The sequence below is a fragment of the Paenibacillus sp. FSL R5-0490 genome (assembly GCF_001956215.1).
Classification (GTDB): domain Bacteria; phylum Bacillota; class Bacilli; order Bacillales; family Cytobacillaceae; genus Cytobacillus.
Genome location: NZ_MRTQ01000010.1, coordinates 11,601 through 31,014 on the forward strand (window position 1 = coordinate 11,601; position 19,414 = coordinate 31,014).

At 42.0% G+C, this 19,414-nt stretch carries 22 protein-coding genes; 12 read left to right on the plus strand and 10 right to left on the minus strand.

Annotated features, from left to right (window positions below; translation table 11 throughout):
- Positions 1-2: 2 nt before the first annotated feature.
- Genes BK139_RS09950 through BK139_RS09965 form a run of 4 tightly spaced genes read right to left on the minus strand, consistent with a single transcriptional unit; the run spans position 3 to position 4,641 of the window.
- The gene (locus BK139_RS09950) at positions 3-1,496 is read right to left on the minus strand and encodes a Na+/H+ antiporter subunit D (protein WP_076258179.1); all 1,494 of its coding nucleotides are present in this window, start codon (positions 1,494-1,496) and stop codon (positions 3-5) included.
- Positions 1,489-1,830, minus strand: coding sequence for a Na(+)/H(+) antiporter subunit C (locus BK139_RS09955; RefSeq protein ID WP_076258180.1), 342 nt, complete (start codon positions 1,828-1,830; stop codon positions 1,489-1,491). Before BK139_RS09955 ends, BK139_RS09950 begins: the two co-directional genes overlap by 8 nt.
- Entirely contained in the window at positions 1,830-2,252 is a 423-nt protein-coding gene (locus BK139_RS09960; RefSeq protein WP_076258181.1) for a Na(+)/H(+) antiporter subunit B, read from the minus strand. Before BK139_RS09960 ends, BK139_RS09955 begins: the two co-directional genes overlap by 1 nt.
- Positions 2,239-4,641: a Na+/H+ antiporter subunit A gene (locus BK139_RS09965; protein ID WP_076258182.1), complete on the minus strand. Its 2,403-nt coding sequence runs from the start codon at positions 4,639-4,641 to the stop codon at positions 2,239-2,241. Before BK139_RS09965 ends, BK139_RS09960 begins: the two co-directional genes overlap by 14 nt.
- Positions 4,642-5,092: 451 nt before the next feature.
- On the opposite strand from BK139_RS09965, the gene BK139_RS09970 reads away from it, so the two are divergent.
- On the plus strand, positions 5,093-5,311 hold the full coding sequence (locus BK139_RS09970) for a hypothetical protein (RefSeq protein WP_076258183.1): 219 nt from the start codon (positions 5,093-5,095) through the stop codon (positions 5,309-5,311).
- A gap of 43 nt (positions 5,312-5,354) precedes the next feature.
- Here the strand turns inward: BK139_RS09970 and BK139_RS09975 are convergent, their stop codons facing one another.
- On the minus strand, positions 5,355-5,897 hold the full coding sequence (locus tag BK139_RS09975; protein ID WP_076258184.1) for a hypothetical protein: 543 nt from the start codon (positions 5,895-5,897) through the stop codon (positions 5,355-5,357).
- Positions 5,898-6,064: 167 nt separating this feature from the next.
- On the opposite strand from BK139_RS09975, the gene BK139_RS09980 reads away from it, so the two are divergent.
- Positions 6,065-6,622 carry a DUF5366 family protein gene (locus BK139_RS09980; RefSeq protein WP_076258185.1) on the plus strand — a complete coding sequence of 186 codons (558 nt, stop codon included), beginning with the start codon at positions 6,065-6,067 and terminating at the stop codon, positions 6,620-6,622.
- Between the two features lie 49 nt (positions 6,623-6,671).
- On the opposite strand, the gene BK139_RS09985 is transcribed toward BK139_RS09980, so the two are convergent.
- Positions 6,672-8,528, minus strand: coding sequence for a transglycosylase domain-containing protein (locus tag BK139_RS09985; protein ID WP_076258186.1), 1,857 nt, complete (start codon positions 8,526-8,528; stop codon positions 6,672-6,674).
- Between the two features lie 198 nt (positions 8,529-8,726).
- Here BK139_RS09985 and kapD point away from each other — a divergent pair, with 198 nt between their 5' ends.
- Positions 8,727-9,347 carry a 3'-5' exonuclease KapD gene (gene kapD / locus BK139_RS09995; RefSeq protein WP_076258188.1) on the plus strand — a complete coding sequence of 207 codons (621 nt, stop codon included), beginning with the start codon at positions 8,727-8,729 and terminating at the stop codon, positions 9,345-9,347.
- Positions 9,348-9,386: 39 nt separating this feature from the next.
- Here kapD and kapB read toward each other — a convergent pair whose 3' ends face one another.
- Positions 9,387-9,767: a kinase-associated lipoprotein KapB gene (gene kapB / locus BK139_RS10000; RefSeq protein WP_076258189.1), complete on the minus strand. Its 381-nt coding sequence runs from the start codon at positions 9,765-9,767 to the stop codon at positions 9,387-9,389.
- 122 nt (positions 9,768-9,889) lie between these two features.
- Here kapB and BK139_RS10005 point away from each other — a divergent pair, with 122 nt between their 5' ends.
- The 4 genes from BK139_RS10005 (at position 9,890) to BK139_RS10020 (ending at position 12,091) form a co-directional block, all read left to right on the plus strand.
- Positions 9,890-10,621, plus strand: coding sequence for a peptidylprolyl isomerase (locus tag BK139_RS10005; protein ID WP_076258190.1), 732 nt, complete (start codon positions 9,890-9,892; stop codon positions 10,619-10,621).
- 75 nt (positions 10,622-10,696) lie between these two features.
- Positions 10,697-10,906 carry a hypothetical protein gene (locus BK139_RS10010; RefSeq protein WP_035332039.1) on the plus strand — a complete coding sequence of 70 codons (210 nt, stop codon included), beginning with the start codon at positions 10,697-10,699 and terminating at the stop codon, positions 10,904-10,906.
- 148 nt (positions 10,907-11,054) lie between these two features.
- A complete protein-coding gene (locus BK139_RS10015; RefSeq protein ID WP_076258191.1) occupies positions 11,055-11,618 on the plus strand; it encodes a superoxide dismutase family protein in 564 nt (187 codons plus the stop codon).
- Positions 11,619-11,716: 98 nt separating this feature from the next.
- On the plus strand, positions 11,717-12,091 hold the full coding sequence (locus BK139_RS10020) for a PH domain-containing protein (RefSeq protein WP_035332043.1): 375 nt from the start codon (positions 11,717-11,719) through the stop codon (positions 12,089-12,091).
- Between the two features lie 148 nt (positions 12,092-12,239).
- Here the strand turns inward: BK139_RS10020 and BK139_RS10025 are convergent, their stop codons facing one another.
- Complete coding sequence (locus tag BK139_RS10025) at positions 12,240-13,409, minus strand: MalY/PatB family protein (RefSeq protein ID WP_076258192.1); 1,170 nt, start codon at positions 13,407-13,409, stop codon at positions 12,240-12,242.
- Between the two features lie 114 nt (positions 13,410-13,523).
- Between BK139_RS10025 and BK139_RS10030 the strand changes: the two genes are divergently transcribed.
- Positions 13,524-13,784, plus strand: coding sequence for a DUF1871 family protein (locus BK139_RS10030; RefSeq protein WP_076258193.1), 261 nt, complete (start codon positions 13,524-13,526; stop codon positions 13,782-13,784).
- A gap of 39 nt (positions 13,785-13,823) precedes the next feature.
- Here BK139_RS10030 and BK139_RS10035 read toward each other — a convergent pair whose 3' ends face one another.
- Positions 13,824-14,666 (minus strand): alpha/beta hydrolase, encoded by an 843-nt coding sequence (locus tag BK139_RS10035; RefSeq protein WP_076258194.1) that lies wholly within the window; start codon positions 14,664-14,666, stop codon positions 13,824-13,826.
- A gap of 176 nt (positions 14,667-14,842) precedes the next feature.
- Here BK139_RS10035 and BK139_RS10040 point away from each other — a divergent pair, with 176 nt between their 5' ends.
- The gene (locus tag BK139_RS10040; protein ID WP_048011708.1) at positions 14,843-15,346 is read left to right on the plus strand and encodes an Lrp/AsnC family transcriptional regulator; all 504 of its coding nucleotides are present in this window, start codon (positions 14,843-14,845) and stop codon (positions 15,344-15,346) included.
- Positions 15,346-16,521: an aminotransferase gene (locus BK139_RS10045; RefSeq protein WP_076258195.1), complete on the plus strand. Its 1,176-nt coding sequence runs from the start codon at positions 15,346-15,348 to the stop codon at positions 16,519-16,521. The genes BK139_RS10040 and BK139_RS10045 overlap by 1 nt, the downstream gene beginning before the upstream one ends.
- A gap of 103 nt (positions 16,522-16,624) precedes the next feature.
- Here BK139_RS10045 and BK139_RS10050 read toward each other — a convergent pair whose 3' ends face one another.
- Positions 16,625-16,993 carry a helix-turn-helix domain-containing protein gene (locus tag BK139_RS10050; RefSeq protein WP_076258196.1) on the minus strand — a complete coding sequence of 123 codons (369 nt, stop codon included), beginning with the start codon at positions 16,991-16,993 and terminating at the stop codon, positions 16,625-16,627.
- A gap of 279 nt (positions 16,994-17,272) precedes the next feature.
- On the opposite strand from BK139_RS10050, the gene yugI reads away from it, so the two are divergent.
- Complete coding sequence (yugI, locus tag BK139_RS10055) at positions 17,273-17,671, plus strand: S1 domain-containing post-transcriptional regulator GSP13 (RefSeq protein WP_035332058.1); 399 nt, start codon at positions 17,273-17,275, stop codon at positions 17,669-17,671.
- A gap of 243 nt (positions 17,672-17,914) precedes the next feature.
- Positions 17,915-19,342 carry a Na+/H+ antiporter NhaC gene (gene nhaC, locus BK139_RS10060; RefSeq protein WP_076258197.1) on the plus strand — a complete coding sequence of 476 codons (1,428 nt, stop codon included), beginning with the start codon at positions 17,915-17,917 and terminating at the stop codon, positions 19,340-19,342.
- The last annotated feature ends 72 nt before the right edge of the window (positions 19,343-19,414 follow it).

Consider the following 19,414-nt stretch of genomic DNA (forward strand, 5'->3'; position numbering starts at 1 on the left):
AATCAGTACTCCTTTAAGACTGCGTCTATATAAATGCTTGGGTTTGCAAGCGTTTCAGCAGCCTGAGAGATATACGGATATACGAACTCAGAGCCGACTCCGTAAAAGACGGCAATAGCAACCAGGATCACAGGAGCAGCCATCATCCTCTTAACAGGTATTTTATCTGCTCCTTCGTAATCACGGGGTGTTCCCCAAAAACCATTGATAAATATCTTCATAATGGAGAATAGGACAAGAAGACTGGACATTAAGACGATCCCTGCTCCCCAGTAGTGCCCGGCCTCGAATCCCCCTTTAATAATTAAGAGCTTGCCGACAAAGCCGCTCAGCGGGGGAATACCGGATAGCGAAAGCGCGGCAAGGAAAAAGGTCCAGCCCAATCCGGGATAGCGTTTTATTAACCCGCTAATTTTTCTAAGATTACTCGTTCCAGTTATAGCTGCCATAATACCAACAAGTAAAAACAGTGCTGCTTTGATGTTCATATCGTGTATCAGGTAAAACATTGCGCCAGTAAGTGAATCTGGGGTCATAACTGAAATGCCAAAGAGAATAACTCCAACAGCTACTATGATATTGTAAATGACAATTTTCTTAATATCCCAATAAGCAATTGCTCCAATTACACCAAAAATGATACTAATGACCGCCAAAATGGTTAAAAGCTGTTGAGTAAAGCCTCCATCCTGGTAAAAGAATAAAGTATATGTTCTGGCTATTGAGTATACACCCACTTTTGTGAGCAGGGCTCCGAATAGTGCAAGAACCGGTGCAGGCGGTGCATAATATGATCCAGGGAGCCAGAAGAACAGAGGGAAAATTGCCCCTTTCAGGCCAAAGACGATCAAAAAAAGTACGGCAATTACTGTAATGATGCCAGGCTGTCCCATTTCACTGATCTCACTGATCCGAACGGAAATATGGGCCATGTTGAGCGTTCCGACAATGGAATATAAGTATGCTACAGCAATTACAAATAAAGCTGAAGAAATGACATTCACGAGCAAATATTTTATGGATTCCCTCAGCTGGATTTTCGTGCCCCCTATTACGATCAGTACATAGGAAGACATAAGCATGACTTCGAAAAATACGAAAAGGTTGAAAATATCACCGGTTGTAAATGCTCCATTTACGCCAACGATCAAAAAATTCACAGCTGCGTAGAAATAGAACTTTTCCCTATCTTCGTCTATTCCGCGAAATGAATAGATTACACATGCCAATGCAATGATGCTTGTCGTTAATACAAGCAAGGCGGAGACCATATCGGAAACGAGTGTAATTCCGAAAGGAGCTTCCCAATTAGATAAGTTCAATGTCTGAATCCCATCATTATTAACCTTTTGAACTAATAGCACTGATACTATTACAGTTATCAACGCTGAAAGGCCTGCAATCCACCTTTGCAGCATGATATGTTTGGCATCGAAGATTAGAAGGACTCCCGTTACTAAGGGAATTAAAATCGGCAGTATCAAAAAGTTAATCATTTCCTTCATTTCCTCTCAATTTGTCCATATTGTCTGTACCAAGTTCCTGATAAGCCCGGTATGCCAATACTAGGAAAAAGGCAGTTACACCAAATGCGATGACAATTGCAGTTAAAATTAAAGCCTGCGGAAGCGGGTCTGTATAGGAGCTTGCAGACTCACCAAGAAGCGGTGCAGCACCTCTTTTAAGACCTCCCATTGTTAAAATAAGCAAATGGGCACCATGGCTTAATATCGCAGTTCCAATAATGATGCGCAGCAGGCTCTTTGACAGCATCAAATAGGTGGCTGACATAAAAAGAATTCCAACAACAACGGACATTAATATTTCCATTAGTCATCCTCCCCTATCGTTTTGATTATGATCATTGTCACACCTACAACAACGAGGAAAACACCGAGATCAAACAATGCTGCGGTATGAAGTGACAAGTGTCCCAGGATTGGGAGGTCTACACCTGTAAATGCATGGGTTAGAAATGGAACATTGAAGAGCAGCGCGCCTGCTCCTGTTCCAATTGCAAATAGCAGGCCAACTGCAATCATATACATGTAATTAACAGGCAGAATTTTTTCTACTGTCTTCATATCGAAGGCCAGCAAGAGTAAAATGAGTGCCCCTGATGTTAGCAGGCCGCCCACGAAACCGCCTCCGGGTGTATAGTGTCCGGCAAAGAAAATATATACTGAGAAAAGAACGATGAGAAACAAAACAACTTTAGTGGCTGTCTGCAGTATGACGTCATTTGTTTTCATTTTTCTTTCCTCCTCCCAGACGAAGCTTGATCATTCCGAATATGCCTAGCGCAGCAATAGCGAGAACCGTTATTTCAAACATCGTATCAAAACCGCGGAAATCCACGAGAATAACATTTACCATGTTTTTGCCGGCAGCTTTTTCATAAGTGTTTTCAATATAATACTGTGAAATGGAATCAAATAATTTATTGCTGTGTGCTGAAAAAGCAATTAGTGTTACGACCAGTCCAACCCCAATGGAGATGACTGCATTGGTCGCTTTAAACGGCATTCTTTCTTCATCTTTAATCTGTGGAAGATGGTAGAAACAAAGCAGGAATAAAGCAACTGAAATCGTTTCAATAACAAGTTGTGTCAAAGCAAGATCCGGAGCACGGAAAATAACAAAGAATAGCGCCACGGTATAGCCGACTGCACCTAAAAGGATAATGGATGTCAATCTTGATTTCACAAACAAAATCGTAATGGATCCAATAGTGATTACGAGAGCAAGAACAATTTCTGAAAATCTGATGGCAGAAACATTACTCGCATCAAATTTAAATGCATCCTTTAGGAATAGGACAGACAGCAATGTAATAATAAAGAATGTAAAAATATAAACTAAATAGTTTCTGATGGAGCCATTCATGTACCACTTTGTAAATTTGTGTGCGACATGCTGAATCCCTGACAGGCCACTGTCATAGAAACGATTAAGAGCCAATTTCTCAGGAAACAAATTATACACACTTCTCCACTTCGGCAGAGTGACAAAAAGCAGAATTCCCAATGTAATAACACCTAAAGTCATGAACAGTTCAGGCGTAAATCCATGCCAGAAGTATATATGAGTATCATACACATATCCTTCAACAGGCATGATGGCAGCCTGTGCCGGGGAGATGAGCGTGTTTGAAATAATATTAGGGAAGAAACCGATAATGATAACTAGTGAAGCCAGGATAATGGGTGAAATCAGCATCCCGATTGGAGCCTCATGCGGTTTCTTTTCTAATTGTTCAGGCTGGAACTTGCCTGTGAACGTTTTGAATACAAGAATCATACTGTAAATGAACGTGAACACACTTGCCACCCAGGCAAGAACAGGGAACAAGAATCCCCATGTATCCAAATTGAAAATATCCATTTCCAGAACACGGACCATGCCTGTAAAGAACATTTCCTTACTTAAGAATCCATTAAAAGGCGGAAGACCGGCCATGGAAAATGTGCCGATGATCGCCAGAGTAAAGGTAATCGGCATAAAGTTCATCAGACCGCCAAGCTTGCGGATATCACGGGTTCCGGTTTCATGATCGACAATTCCGGCTACCATGAAGAGGCTTCCTTTAAAGGTGGCATGGTTGATCAAATGAAAAACAGCTGCAGTAGTGGCAACCGTAAAATAACTGTCATCCACTGTTTCAAAGTGAAGCGCTGCAGCGCCGATGCCGAGAAGGGACATGATCATGCCCAGCTGGCTGACTGTTGAGAAAGCCAGAATGGCTTTAAGGTCAGTCTGTTTGACAGCTGAAAAAGAACCCCAGAATAAGGTTGTAATCCCAAATCCCGCAATGAGCCAGAGCCAGAGCGAATGCTCAGCAAATACCGGACTCATACGTGCTACTAAATAAATGCCGGCTTTAACCATCGTTGCCGAGTGCAGATATGCACTGACGGGTGTTGGAGCTTCCATGGCATCCGGCAGCCAGATGTGAAATGGAAATTGCGCAGACTTGGTAAAAGCTCCAAGCAAAAAGCAAAGCAGAGCAGGAACGAATAATGAATGTGAAAATATTTCATCTGATCCAGCGATAATTTCCGAAATGCTGAAAGTGCCTGTCATCAAATAAAGAAGGATGATGCCTCCAAGCATAGAAAGACCGCCGAAAACGGTGATGATCATCGACTTTTGTGCACCATATCTTGATTTCTCTCTGTGGTACCAATACCCGATTAGCAGAAATGAAGAAAAACTCGTGAATTCCCAGAAAGTATAAAGCACAATCAGGTTATCAGATAGGACAACCCCAAGCATGGCTCCCATAAATAGAAGCAAGTACACATAGAAGGTGTTCAGTTGTTCTTTATTTTTATCAAGGTAATAGATGGAATACAGAACAACCAATGATCCTATTCCGGTAATCAGCAAAGCAAAAAGCAAACCAAGACCGTCAACTTTTGCCGAGAAATCAATACCCAGAGCGGGAATCCATGCAAAAGATTTTGTGACGGACTGCTGATCGGAGGTGATGGATAAATAAGAAATAAAATAACTGAATAAAAGGATTGGCAGAGGAAGAACGAACCAACCCGTATGTATCTGCCTGAACAGCTTGTACGCAATAGGCACAAGGATGGCAAGCAAAAATGGTGAAATTATTGCCAGGTGAAGCAAAGACAAGACATTACCCCCTTTAAATTAATTGCGAGTTATTCAACAGAATATCCTATCAGGCAGCTTGATGAAGCCGCTATATGGCATCTAATGGTTCAGGATGGATAATTGGAATAATGTATTTTTCTTCCGCAGAATGTATAATCTATTTCTGCTATAGTAAGCGCTTAATAAAAGTTTTTCCACCTTCCCCCATATTATCCAGCCAGGGCAGGCATGACAGTTGTGCCATATTCATCATTACTATCCGTTCATGCACCTCAGAACAAATTATAACCTAAAAAGAAAGTCTGTGCATTCTTCCAACCCTTATCAGTAAAGGATTTATCCATTCTTATTAAATAGGTAGAAACACGAATGTATCAGGGAAAATTTTTTTGAAAAAATATATCAACAGAAAGCACAGTTGTATAATAAATGATTCATTTAAGCACACTACTAGCAGGTGGTGTTATGCATGATTAAACATAAAATTTCAGCAGCCATTACAATCTTTGCCCTGCTGTTTGCAGGCGCCTGGATATTGGACCACCAGACCAAAAGGGAATTTTATATTCCTGCAGACGAAGAAGTGGTCGAATTATTACCCGCAGATTATAAAATGGAAGCTGGAAAAGAACAAAAGCTGAAAGTATTTGAACCTAGGGAATATGTGAGGATACAGACAGCATCATAAGAAAGAGAGGATGTGCTTTGGCACATCCTCTCTTTCTGCTGCATTAAGATCTACTGCGGGTGCGGTTTTGAACAACCATGATAGCAAGAGGAACCGTAATAATAAACGAAAGGAAAAACAGGAAGAGTAACTTAGAGAAGGGGGTAATGCTTTTTTCGATATCATCAACATACCGTTCAAAGAACTCCCTGATTGATTCATTGCCAAGCACATTAGATGCTGTCAGAAATTCTTTTTTGTCAAAATCATAATAAAAGAAATCTTTTTTCTTAAATATAAATAAGTCATCCCGTTTTTGTTCCAATTCCAAAAAAACAATGCCGATATGGGAAGTATATTCCTCAATAACCTCTTCATTTTCTGATGTCTGCGGGTCATCGGATGTAACGATCTTTGTTACCTGTCCCTGCATTCCGTACGCATCGATGACTGAAAAGGAGTTTTCGCTGTAATAATGGACTGTGCTTCGAAGCTGTTCTTCGAGTATGTCTTCAAACTCTTTTTCAGCATTAGCAGCTTTCGCAGGCATTAGGGATCCCGCGATTAGCAGGACTGCAAACAAAAAACAGCACATTCCTTTTTTCATACCCTGCCCCCTTTTTCTCTATTTGTCTCTTAAAATTACTAGAATATGGTTTATGTTTATGCTGGGAAGAATGGAAATATACAGCTAGGATTAACGGTTGTAATAATTATGAAAATCAATGATAATAGATAGCTAGAGTAAAGATAGACACATATGGATGGGGAAAAATGAAAAATACATATCTGACGAGTTATTTTCCGCTCTTAGCAATTATTTTGTTTAGTACTTCTCTGGCATTAAAAACCCAAATGGAATTAGTTTACTTCCTGGAAAGTACAGGTATATACCAGGGGATGCTGGATTTCTTTTCAGAAGGCGGTGTAAAGCTGTCACTAACGGTCCTCCTCCTGATCCTTTTTTTTATGGTGTTTGCAGCCCTGAAATTGGTTGCGGATATGATCAATGGACTTTCACTTCTATTTTTTTCAAAAGATCTGGAAGGGGAAAGTCTGACAAAGTCCAGACAAGGTTCGGCCATCTATTTTATTGGAGGTGCTTTGTCGCTTCTGAGTTTATTCAGTTATATCGGGATTGGCATCCTTTTTGCGGCCGCTACCTTTGTTTATTTCAGTTATTTTGTTTATAAAGCCAGTTCGTCATTGACTGCAGCCGGCATCGCTGGTGTGATTTTTTTTCAGGTTATTGTCTGGTCTTCTCTTTTAACAGGTATATTCTATCTTTCTTTGAAAATATACAACAGCATCATGGCCAGTTTGCCGATATAGTAAAAGGAGGCCGCTGTAAAGGGCCTCCTTTTAGGGTAAACTTATCATTTTAATCAGACATTATATCCTTCCAAATCAGCAGCTGGGGAGAGGCCGATTCGATAGCAGCCAGATTGGCGGGCCGATCTTTTCCAACCCAGACCCCTGCTGTATACTGCCCATTTAAGCCCACGAACCAGAAATCATGATAGCCATTAGTGGTCCCAGTTTTGCCGCCGGCATATCCAAATGGCATACGTGCTTTCCGTGCAGTGCCGGATTGAACGGTCTTGGCCAATAAATTCCTCACTTTTTCTATCGTTTTTTCGCTCCAAACTTGCGTTTTAGAATCCTCCCAGCTATAAAGCAAATTCCCTTTCAGATCAGTGACTTTACGGATGGATCTTGCCGGCCGGTAAAAACCATCATTTGCAAACACAGTATATGCAGATGTAAGCTCAAGCGGTGTCATTCCGTATGTAAACCCGCCTATAGCTGCGGAAAGGGTATGATCCTTAACTGAAACCTTTTTAAAACCAAACTTATCTAAATCACGAAAACCAGCATCAATTCCAATGTCGTCCAGCAGTCTTACTGCGGGTGTGTTATAGGAATAAATAAATGCTTTTTCGAGTGTTGTTAAACCATAGCGGGCACCGCCATAATTCTGGGGGCAAAACCCATTTTTGCAGAAAGGGCCTGCATTCACTTGTTCATGAATGTCTGCGCCGGTTTGCTCAAAGTATGGGGCATAAACAAGCAGCGGCTTAATAGCGGAGCCGGGCTGCCTGTATGCCTGGAAAGCTCTATTAAAGTCGTATTTTTTATAATTCTTTCCGCCAGCAATCGCTGTAATTTCATATGATTCATTATCGATCACAGCTGCTGCACCTTCCACATCTTTAAAGGGCAGACGCTTATTAAGGGAATTTGCAGCCTTTTCCTGTAGGGCAGGATTCAGGGCAGTTTCAATAATTATACCTTGCTCCATTATCTGGGATATTCTCTTATCAAGCTTGGCGCTCACGGATGCTTGTTCCTGTTCACCTGCTTTAAGAAGCTTGTCATGGTAGCCTTCTTTAACAGAGATTAATTCCCGCAGCTCCGCCTCCACATATGAAACATAATCCGGATATAAATCTATTCTTTGTTTGACCTGAAGCTGAATCGGTTCACTTTTCATAGTTTCCGCTTCCTTAGTGGAAATCAGCTCTTTTTCTTTTAGTTGATCAATCAGCCGCACTTGTCTTTCTTTTGTATGGTCAAAGTGTTTAATTGGATCATATAAGGATGGATTGTTTGGGATGGCGGCCAAAAAGGCTTCTTGAGCTTTGGTCAGGTCTTTTGCGCTTTTTTTAAAATAAAGCTGGGATGCAGCCTCAATTCCGTAAGCCCCGTTATGAAAATAAATTGCGTTAATATATAATTCCAGAATTTTTTCTTTGGATAATTTCCGCTCCAGCTCATATGCATATAGGAGTTCACTGAGTTTGCGGTTGTAGGATTGTTCATGACTCAGAAAAATATTACGAGCCAGCTGCTGGGTGATGGTGCTGGCCCCTTGTTGGATATCATCCGATCGGATGTTGATGGCCAGGGCACGTCCAATGGCAGCAATATCGAAGCCTGAATGATCATAAAAGTGCTGGTCCTCTGCTGTGATAAATACATCCTTAAGAAAAGGGGAAATGTCTCCTGACGATAGGTTAATTCTGTTTACCGGACCATACATTTCAGAGATTACGCGACCGTTGCCTGCTTTAATAAAACTAGTCTGGGGCAGGGTGACTTCTTTTATTTCAAGCTTTTCATCCAGCAGCTCATGAAAGCCCAGAAATTTTTGCGATTCAGCAGAAACAGCAATTACCAGTAAAGAAAAAATAGGAAGCAAAAGAATGATGATGATAGATCCAGACCAGGAACGCAAAGGAATCCGCCTCCATTATGTTAAACCTCTATCCTATTTTTTCGGCTATTTTTCCGAGGAGTTAAGCCTTTTTAAGAAGAAGACAGGTCATGCTGAAAAATTCCGGCATAAAAGCAATTTGATCAGAAAATTGAAATATTTCATGCTATAATATAAGAAATTAAGTCCGTTAAATTTTAAGGGAAAGCAGGTGAAAACATGGGGGAAGAACATCAATACCTATTTATTGATTTTGAGTTTACCATGCCTGATAAAGGCAGTGCTTTCAGAGGTTTTTTTCCGGAAATTATCGAAGCAGGCATTGTATCAGTTATCAGCAATCAGGTTTGTGAAGAGTTCTCTTCATATGTAACTCCTGTCCGGTTTCCGCTATTGTCCGAGCGATGCAAATCCTTTCTGCATATATCACAGGAACAAGTAGACCAGGGAATGGATTTTCTTGAATTGGTCAAGAAAATGAAGGATATGAACAGAAATCGTTCCTGCACAATCGTTACGTGGGGAAATATGGATATGAAGGTGCTTAGAAATAATTGTATCCAGGCTGGAGTGGATTTTCCATTCAGAGGCAGGGAAGTGGACCTTTCGATGGAATATAAGCGATTCTTTGGGGACCAAAACCAGACAGGATTATGGAAAGCAGTTCAGGAATACGGCAAGGAAGGAACCGGAAAACATCACCGGGCTCTGGATGATGCCTTGACGACTTACAATATTTTCAGACTGGTAGAAAAGGATAAAAAGTATCTGCAAAAGCCGGAGCCTACGACAATTGGCGACCGGGTGGACTTCTCGAAGCTGTTTAATAAATTTGCCTGACAAGCCAAATCCATCAAAGCGATTTGGCTTGTATTCATTTTACTTAAAATAATCTTTCTCCAATGAGTCCAGATTTCTTATGCTTTGCTCAGCCCATGGAGAAGAATCTCCTTCCAGCTCCGTTCTCATTCTATCCAGTGCTATTTGAAGCGAATCCTTATAATCTGGTATTTCTTCTTCGAAGGGCTTTACCATTTGCTTAGGCACATTCGTCTGCTCTCTGTATGCAAGTGCGCGGCGTTCATGAAAAAGCATCACGTCCGCTTCTTTAGGATTATGCAAATCGCCCTGCATGGGATGCTTTAGGATCCCAAGCACTCTGACCAGGTAATGCTGCGGCCGGATATCTGTCACTTCCCCGATATACTTGCCTGTTTTATAGATGGCTGTTACTTTGTCGCCGATCTTTACTTCTGCCAACCTAACCTCTCCTTTTTCATTTTCTTTAGCCCTATTATGAAGCCTGAAAAAACAAAGTGCAAATTTTCAATAAATCAGGTAAGCTAAAAAATGATTAGTTTTTTATAGGAGGCTGAAAAACAATGAAATGGCGAATGTTAACTCCCATTCTAATTCTGATGTTTATCCTGTCAGCATGCGGGACAAGCACTGAAAAAGAAGCGGACAATGCTAATGGCTCTGAGACTGAAGAAAAACAGACAAATAACCAGTCAAGTGAAACTCCGGACAATTTTCCGCAGCTGACTGAAGAAGTTCAGGGAAATGAAAGACTGGTGGAAATGCAGACATCAAAAGGGAATATTAAAATTAAGCTTTTCCCGGACCAGGCCCCGAAAGCTGTTGAAAATTTCATTAAGCACAGTGAAGATGGCTACTATGACGGCTTGATTTTTCACCGTGTCATTCAGGACTTTATGATTCAGGGCGGCGATCCTGAGGGAACCGGCATGGGCGGAGAAAGCATTTACGGTGAAGCATTTGAGGATGAATTCTCCAATGAGCTCTATAATATTCGCGGAGCTTTATCAATGGCGAATTCCGGTCCAAACACAAACGGAAGCCAATTCTTTATTGTCCAGAACACGACACTTGATCCAAGCCTGAAAGAACAAATGGAAAAGGCCGGCTATCCGGAAGAAATCATTAAAGCTTATGAAAAAGGCGGTACACCTTGGCTTGACAATAAGCACACCGTTTTTGGACAGGTTGTTGAGGGAATGGATGTAGTCGACAGCATTGCAGCGGTTGAAACAGCCGAACAGGACAAGCCTGCAGAAGATGTGGTTATTGAAAAGATCGAGGTATTGAAATAAGTTCATTGGACTGTGCAATCATTGCTGATATAATAATTTAATGGACACTGCTTTTAGCAGAAAGGATGGATTAGAATGCTGCAATGGTATGTACTGTCACTGTTTTTGTATTTTCCTGAAGATAAATCAGAATACGGCCCGGCAGCTTTAACGTTTGCCATCTTCTTAATTGGGGCCATTCTTACCATGAGATTAATTATCCGTGTATCAAGGCGCGAAGCAGCCAAAGCGAAAGAGCTTGAAGAGCGCATTGACAGGCAAAATAGACAAGAGGGGAACAGCTGAGCGGCTGTTCTTCTTTTTTTGTAAGATCCAGCTCCAGCACCTGCCTATCTGAGGGGAGGGATTGAGCGGAGCGATTGCGCTTTTCTTGTTTATTAATAAAGTGATTGGGCAACACTAAAGGCAAATTGTCTTGATGGAGGATTCAATCATGAGAAAAGCTTTGATGCTGGGTTTTGTTCTTCTTCTGTCCGGCTGCGGGGAAGAGAACATTACAAATACAGAGGTAGAAATGTATAATGCTGCAGGCGATTCATTAGGCATCATTAAGGTGCAGGAACAGGCTAGCGGAGTAAAATTGACCGGAGATTTGAGCGGACTGCCGCCTGGTGAGCTTGCTATCCATATCCATGAAGAAGCAAAATGCGAACCCCCTGATTTCAAATCCGCCGGGAATCATTTCAATCCTGACAATAAGGAACATGGTCTGCTTCACCCAAAAGGATCCCATGCGGGTGATCTTCCCAACCTGATTGTCGAGGATGACGGCAAAGTTAAGATTGATTTTATGGCGCCTCAGGTCACGTTAAAAGAAGACAAAACTTCACTGCTGACAAAGGAAGGGACCTCCATTGTCATCCATGACGGGCCGGATGACGGTATGACCCAGCCGGCAGGAGATTCCGGAGAACGCATTGCTTGCGGCCGTATTTCAAAAGATAAAAAAGAAGAAGGGCAGAAAAAGGCACAGGATGATCAGTCAACAGAAGAATAAATAAGTGAAGGCTTTCCGGAAAGGGAAAGCCTTTATCACTGGGAATTTTTCCGGACGATCCGTATAATGGAGTTAACCTTATAATGGAGGTTGGTTAAATGGGAATTTTCGATGGCTTTATCGGCAATGCCTCTGAAGCGGACATTAAGGAGGTTCAGGACGAGTTTTCAGCCGTCCTTGCTCCAAGTGAACAGGTTGAAAAAGCCTACAGGCTGGTCCGTGATTTATTCATTTTTACAAACAAGCGCCTGATTCTGGTGGATAAGCAGGGAATCACAGGGAAAAAAATCGAGTATCACAGCATCCCTTATAAAAACATTACCCATTTTAGCATTGAAACCGCAGGCAGCTTCGATCTGGAGGCCGAATTAAAAATTTGGATTTCAGGATCAGACGAACCTATTGAAAAGCATTTTAATAAAAACTTGAACATCTACGAAGTGCAGAGCGTGCTTGCTGAATATGTACTGTAAATCCCCTTGCTTGAAACGCGAGGGGATTTTACTTGTGAGTGCGGGAAATGTAACGACCAACGAAAAGGGTATATAATCATCGGACCACCGCAACCTCCACACAACAGACAAAAAAAGCACGGCTTCCCCGCCGTGCCCCCACATACTATCACTCAAAAGCCCGCTTCAGCCTGTCCAGTCCCTCCGCCAATACTTCATGCGGGCAGGCAATGTTCATCCGGACGAAGCCTTCACCGCCCGGGCCGTATTTCGGGCCAGGCTCCAATGCGAGTTTCCCTTTTTCCAAAAGCCTTTGGCGCAGTTCGGCATCACTTAATCCCAATCCGCGGCAATCCAGCCATAGGAGATAGGTGCCGTCCGGCTCCATCAGGCGAATACCGGGAAGGTGCTCACCAATAAATGCAGCTGCCGTCCGTTTATTTTCGGCGAGATAATCCATCAGACCATCAAGCCATTCTTCGCCACGGCGATAAGCTGCCTCCATGCCGATGATGCCGAAGGCCGAAAGCGTAAAGAATCCTTGCTTGTGCTGTTCTGCCTGGAATGCCTTTCGCAGCTTCTCATTGCTAATAATGGCAGCTGAAGCTTGAATCCCTGCAAGGTTCCAGGTTTTTGTCGGAGCTATGCAGGTGACCGTAATGTCTGCGAATTGTGGATCCATTGAAGCAATGGGATAATGCTTATGGCCCTTATAAATTAAATCAGAATGGATTTCATCGGAAAGAATAAGGCAATTATATTTTACACAGAGCTCCCCTATTTTCCTAAGTTCCTCTTCTGTCCACATGCGGCCGCCCGGATTGTGCGGATTACATAGGAGGAATAGTTTCACTCCTTCTTTCAATTTGTCTTCAAAATCGGCAAAATCAATTTCGTACCGGCCGTTCTCGAGCTTCAGCTGAGAATTAACGACTTTGCGGCCATTCTGTTTAATCATTTCAAAGAAAGGAGTATATACGGGAGACTGAAGCATTACTTTCTCCTCTTTTTCCGTAAAAGCCTGGATCGCAGTTGCGATGGAGGGAACCACTCCGGTGCTGTATAAAATCCACTCATTATTGATTTTCCAGCCATGCCGCCTGTATAGCCACTGCCCAATAGAGTCTGCGGTTGAATCAGGAGCAAACGTGTATCCGTAGACTCCATGAGCTATTCTGTCCTCTATGGCTTTCTTCACTTCCTCTGGTGGCTGAAAATCCATGTCCGCTACCCACATCGGCAATACATCGGATCTGCCGAAAACCTCCCTGGTCCGATCCCACTTAACAGAAGCTGTATTTTCCCTGCTGATTTTTTGATGGAAATTAAAACGATCCAAATCTGTCACCGCCTTTAGAATTCTTTTAAGTATCCTGACTCTATGATATGATATTGATGCTAAAAATTAAAATATTGCGGCTTCATTCAGCCGAATAATAATCAGGTGATATAAATGGAAATTCAGCAAACCAATCTTTTGCTAGTTTATACACTGGATCAATGGGATCCGTTTGGAGTTGGGCCAGGCAACTATGACACTGAAATTGCGGATTCAGTTCAGGCAGTCCATGATCTGGATGATCAGCTGAAATTAGCCGGGAAGATTCAATCCATATATGAATTTTCCTTTGAGGAAGTCATTCCATTGGAAAATTGCAAAGAAATCTCCGGGCGTCTTCTTGAAATCAAGAATAATGGCTCCTGCTCTATGTAAAGTGAAAAAAGGCAGCTCTCGTCCCGGGGGCTGCCTTTTTTATTTGCACACCTGAACGGAATTTACAAAAGTCCGGATGTGCTTAAGAACATCTTCCGGCCGCTCTTCCGGCACGAGATGACCGGTATCTTTTAATACCACCAGTTTGGAATTTTTTAAATCTTTATTCAGCCGTTTCCCGATATGAAGCGGAACGACCCTGTCATGTTCTCCCCATATTAGAAGGCACGGTGTTTCTATTTTCTTCAATGCAGCGGCAGGCATATCGCCTTCCCTGTCGCGAATCATCCTGGTTAAGGCCCGGAAAATATCGTCTTCTAAAAAGGGCGACAAATAGCCATAGAGCATTTCATCATCAATCATGGAATGATCGTAGACAACATTTTTTAAATTCTGTTTTACCCCTGAGCGCTGAAGATATAATTTCACATACAAATGAAAGAATGGTATGTAGCTTGAAAAGATAATATGAGGCTTCATTCGTTTCATATATCCGGAACTGCACAGCAGTACGGCCTGGTCAACCAGATCAGGCTTGGAATGTGCAACATTTAAAACAATCTGTCCCCCCATGGAATGACCTATTAATGTGACCTTTTCAAAGCCCAATTTTTCTGATAAGCGGATAACCGTATCAGCCAGGTTTTTATAGGAGTAGACGAACTGCTGGGATTTCCCGCTTTTGCCGAAGGGCGGCAAATCCATCGAAACCACATTGAATTCCGTTTGCAGCAGAGGGATCAGCCTGCGAAAGCTAAAGGTGGATGAAAGAAAACCGTGCAGCAGAACCAGGGTATTCCTGGAGGACTCATGTTTATAGTATTCATAATAAACATCTGTTCCATTAATTGGCTCTGTTCCTGAAAATGTCGCTCGTTCCATGGGCCTTCCTCCTCCTAGACTCAGTTTCACAGTATTTTCCCCTTAATCTTAATCTTGACACATATGATTTTAAAGAAATTAATAAATAATGAAAGTGACACATTTATTTTTCGAAGTTTTTGCTATAATGGAACTATTTTATAGAGTAAATCACTAAAGGATGGGAGCGACAAGTATTGAAATTAACTGAAAAGCAAATCGAAGTTCTTGAGATTTTAGAAAATAACAGTGCACGAATCCCTGTTGAAGACATTGCGAAAATGGCTCAATTAAATGTGGCGGAAACTGAAACCATTTTAGATAAGCTCGAGGAAATGAAAGTGCTTGTGCGTTTTAATTCTGTTATTGACTGGTCAAAGGTGGATGGCCATGAGGGAGTTACCGCTATGATTGATGTGAAGGTCGCTCCAAAACGGGGGGTAGGATTCGATGAAGTTGCACAGAGAATTTACCGTTTCAAAGAGGTGAGGTCTGTCTATCTAATGTCCGGCGCCTATGATCTTTCTGTCATCATTGAAGGCCGTTCCATGAATGAGGTAGCCCGATTTGTATCAGAAAAGCTGTCGACTCTCGATTCCGTCTTGTCGACAACAACACACTTTATTCTAAAAAAATATAAGCATGACGGCACTATTTTTGAACAAAATGAAGATGACAAACGAATTGTGGTGTCACCGTAATGAAGGGAACAAAGTCTTATTTATCCAAAACGGTAGAAGAGCTTAAGTCTTCCGGGATTCGCCGCTTTTTTGACCTTGCTGCAGGAATGGAAGGAGTCATTTCCCTTGGGGTGGGTGAACCTGATTTCATCACACCCTGGTCAGTGCGTGAAGCAGCCATCCTTTCACTTGAGCAGGGATATACCTCTTATACGGCTAATGCCGGGTTAATGGAACTGCGGGAGGAAATTGCAGATTATATGCAGAAAAGCTTCGGAGTTTCTTATTCACCCCAAAATGAAATTATCGTTACGGTGGGAGCGAGCCAGGCATTGGATATATCTCTAAGGGCAATCCTTGATCCGGGTGATGAAGTAATTGTGGTTGAACCAAGCTTTGTTTCCTATGTTCCCTTAGTAACACTGGCGGGAGGTGTGCCTGTTCAGGTCCAGACTTTAAAGGAGAATGGGTTTAAGATTCAGCCTGAGCAGCTGCAAAACGCAATAACCGGCAGGACTAAAGCCATTATGCTTTGTTCGCCCAATAATCCGACTGGAACAATGTTATCCGGAGATGAACTGAACGCAATTGCACAAATAGCTGAAAAGTACGACTTGCTGGTTCTTTCTGATGAAATATATGCAGAGCTTGCTTATGATGATGAGTATACGAGTTTTGCCGCCCTCAGAGAGATGAAGAAAAGAACAATCTTAATTTCGGGATTTTCAAAAGGGTTCGCCATGACTGGCTGGAGATTAGGGTTTGTCTGTGCTCCTGAGGAGATCTCGCAGGCTATGCTGAAAATTCACCAGTATGCGATGATGTGCGCACCTACGATGGCACAGTTTGCTGCACTTGAAGCCTTGAAGACCGGCAGATCAGATGTCGAGGATATGAAAAAGAGCTATAAGCGCAGGCGGAATTATTTTGTTCAGTCTCTAAATGAACTGGGGCTAACATGCCATATGCCGGGTGGAGCCTTTTATGCTTTCCCTTCAATTGAAAGTACCGGGCTTTCTTCTGAAGAATTTGCAGAAAAGCTGCTGCTGGAGGAAAAGGTAGCTGTCGTGCCAGGCAATATTTTTGGCGAAAGCGGGGAAGGCCATGTGCGCTGCTCTTATGCCACTTCCATGGAACTCCTGCAGGAAGCGATTAAGAGAATTAGCCATTTTGTAAAGCAAAATCAGAAGGCATAAAAAAAGGACAATCCACAACAGATTGTCAACTTCAAAAAGGGGGGAATACTAGAAAGCCTTATACTTCAAGGCTAACCAGTATTCCCTTTTTATATACTCCCTTTTATAAAACTTTTTGATCATATTTAATTTCATATAGCATTTGCATGACACGCAGGAAATCTTCCTCACTGAATTCCTTAGCCTTCCGCAAGATAAGCTTTGCTTTTTTTGTGCCAATTTCACGCACAAGCTGTTCGATTTCATAATCGATTCCTGACTGGCCCTTCTGCAGTTCCTGTTCAAGCAGTTCGGAAGCTGGAATATCCAGGGCTGTTGAGATTCTTAAAACAGTCTGTGTATCAGGGATCTGATCTCCATTTTCGTATTTTGCAATCGTACCCGTCCCCACTCTCACCTTTAATGCGAGCTGCTGCTGGGTCATGTTTGCACGTTCGCGGCAAGCTTTAATGTTATGGCCGATATTTGACATATCCATCACTCCCGTTAACAATTTCTTCTAACTATATTTTATCATGGTAAACGTAAGATCCTTTTTGTACTTCATGAACATTTAGTTAACAAACAAATAGAATGTCTACATATTGTTTGCGGATTGTTTTATTATAATGAATGACAGTCTGTGATTCATTATGGAATAAAAATGTCTGGTGTTTCCATTTGAATTCCTTTTGATATTTTGATCAAGTTGTGATATAATTTCTTATTGCGTATAAAGAGATAAAATTTGAATTTAAATAGGAGTGTTTTCATGTCTGAGAAAATCGAAGTAGGCAGTGTTATTACAGGAAAGGTAACGGGTATTCAGCCATATGGTGCGTTCGTAGCATTAGATGAGAATACACAGGGATTAGTCCACATTTCCGAAGTGACTCATGGTTTCGTAAAAGATATTAATGAGCATCTTAAAGTGGGCGATGAAGTAAAAGTGAAGGTTCTTTCTGTTGACGAAGCAGCAGGAAAAATCGGTTTGTCAATCCGTGCAACAGAAGAAGCGCCACAAGCAGAAGCGAAAGCAAGAAAGCCTCGCAAGCGCCAGGCAGCTCCAATCAAAATGGAAGACGAATCTGCACAGGGATTCAATACACTTAAAGATAAGCTTCAAGAGTGGATTGACCAGTCCCAGCGCGAGGATCTTATTAAGAAGTAATAAAAATGAAAACCGGGTTTTGCTGCCCGGTTTTTTATTTTTATTTGATGCAAAAAATATTTGCTTTTGTATGCAAAATGAGCGGGCGCTCGACAATATATTTTGCATGTTTACCTACATAAAACGTATGTAAATTAAATTTTTTCAGGGTAAATAGTCTGAAAAATGTTTGAATTTTATATCTTGGCATTAATCTTGCAATAGTTAAACCTACAGACGTGTAACTTTAAAAGGAGGAACATTATGAAAGAAACAACAGGAAAGAAAATTCCCTTCTGGTTTGCAGTGCTGCCGCTGCTGGTAATGATTGCTGCAATGATTATTACAATTGTTAAGTTTGAAGGGAGCCCACATGTGCCTTTAATTGCAGGAACAATTGTATCCGCTTTCATCGCATGGCGTTTTGGCTATAAATGGAACGATATTGAGGAAGGTTTTTATAAAGGTATTAAGCTGGCACTTCCGGCTATTTTAATTATTATAATGGTGGGCTTGACTATTGGATCCTGGATTGGCGGGGGAATTGTAGCGACCATGGTCTTTTATGGGTTGAAGCTGATGACGCCATCCATGTTTTTAGTCTCAATTTGTATTATCTGTGCCATTGTCACTCTGGCAATCGGAAGTTCATGGTCTACAATGGGAACGATTGGCGTCGCCGGAATGGGAATTGGAATCAGCATGGGCATTCCGGCTCCAATGGTGGCGGGAGCTATCATCTCAGGCGCCTATTTCGGAGATAAAATGTCACCGCTGTCAGACACAACTAATTTGGCTGCAGGAATTACTGGTACAGATCTTTTTGAACATATAAAACATATGTTTTACACAACCCTTCCAGCGCTGGCCATTGCCATTATTGCTTATTGGTTTTTGGGAAGGCAATTTGGCGGAGATGATTTGAATAATGATAAAATTTCTGGTGTCATGAATGTTTTATCGGAGAACTTTGTCATCTCCCCTTGGCTTTTATTAGTCCCTTTAATTGTTATAGGATTAGTGGCAAAAAAAGTGCCTGCATTGCCCGCGCTAGCTATTGGTGTTTTCCTTGGCTGGCTTTGCCATATTTTTGTACAGGGAGGCGCTGCAGGGGATGCTGTGAATACACTCCAGGGCGGGTTTTCGATTGAATCAGGAAACACGATGGTGGACGAGCTATTTAATAGAGGCGGCATTGACGATATGATGTATACTGTGTCCCTTACGATCGTGGCGATGGCATTTGGAGGAGTTATGGAGCAGACCGGGATGTTAAAAGCCATTGTTGAACAGATCCTGAAATTGGCCCGTTCAGCAAGGAGCTTAGTAGCCACTACCGTGCTATCTGCTTTCTTTACCAATGTAGCCGCTGCAGAGCAGTACATTTCCATTCTGCTGCCGGGCAGAATGTACACACAGGCATTTAAGGATAAAAATCTGCAATCTAAAAATCTTTCGCGGGCCCTTGAAGATGGAGGTACCGTCACGTCCGTTTTTGTTCCTTGGAATACCTGTGCGGTGTTTATCATGTCAACTCTGGCGGTTCATCCATTTGAATATGCACCATACGCGATTTTAAATTTCACTGTGCCGATTCTGGCTATTATCTTTGCGATGCTTGGCTACAAAATAACATTCATGAGTGATCAGGAACGAAAAGAAATGGAAGAGAAAGATCAATTAGCTTCTTAAATCTCAGGCTCCGTACCCTCGGAGTCTTTTTTGTTTTTTGAGAAGATAAGAGGGTAAAGGTAAATTGATTCA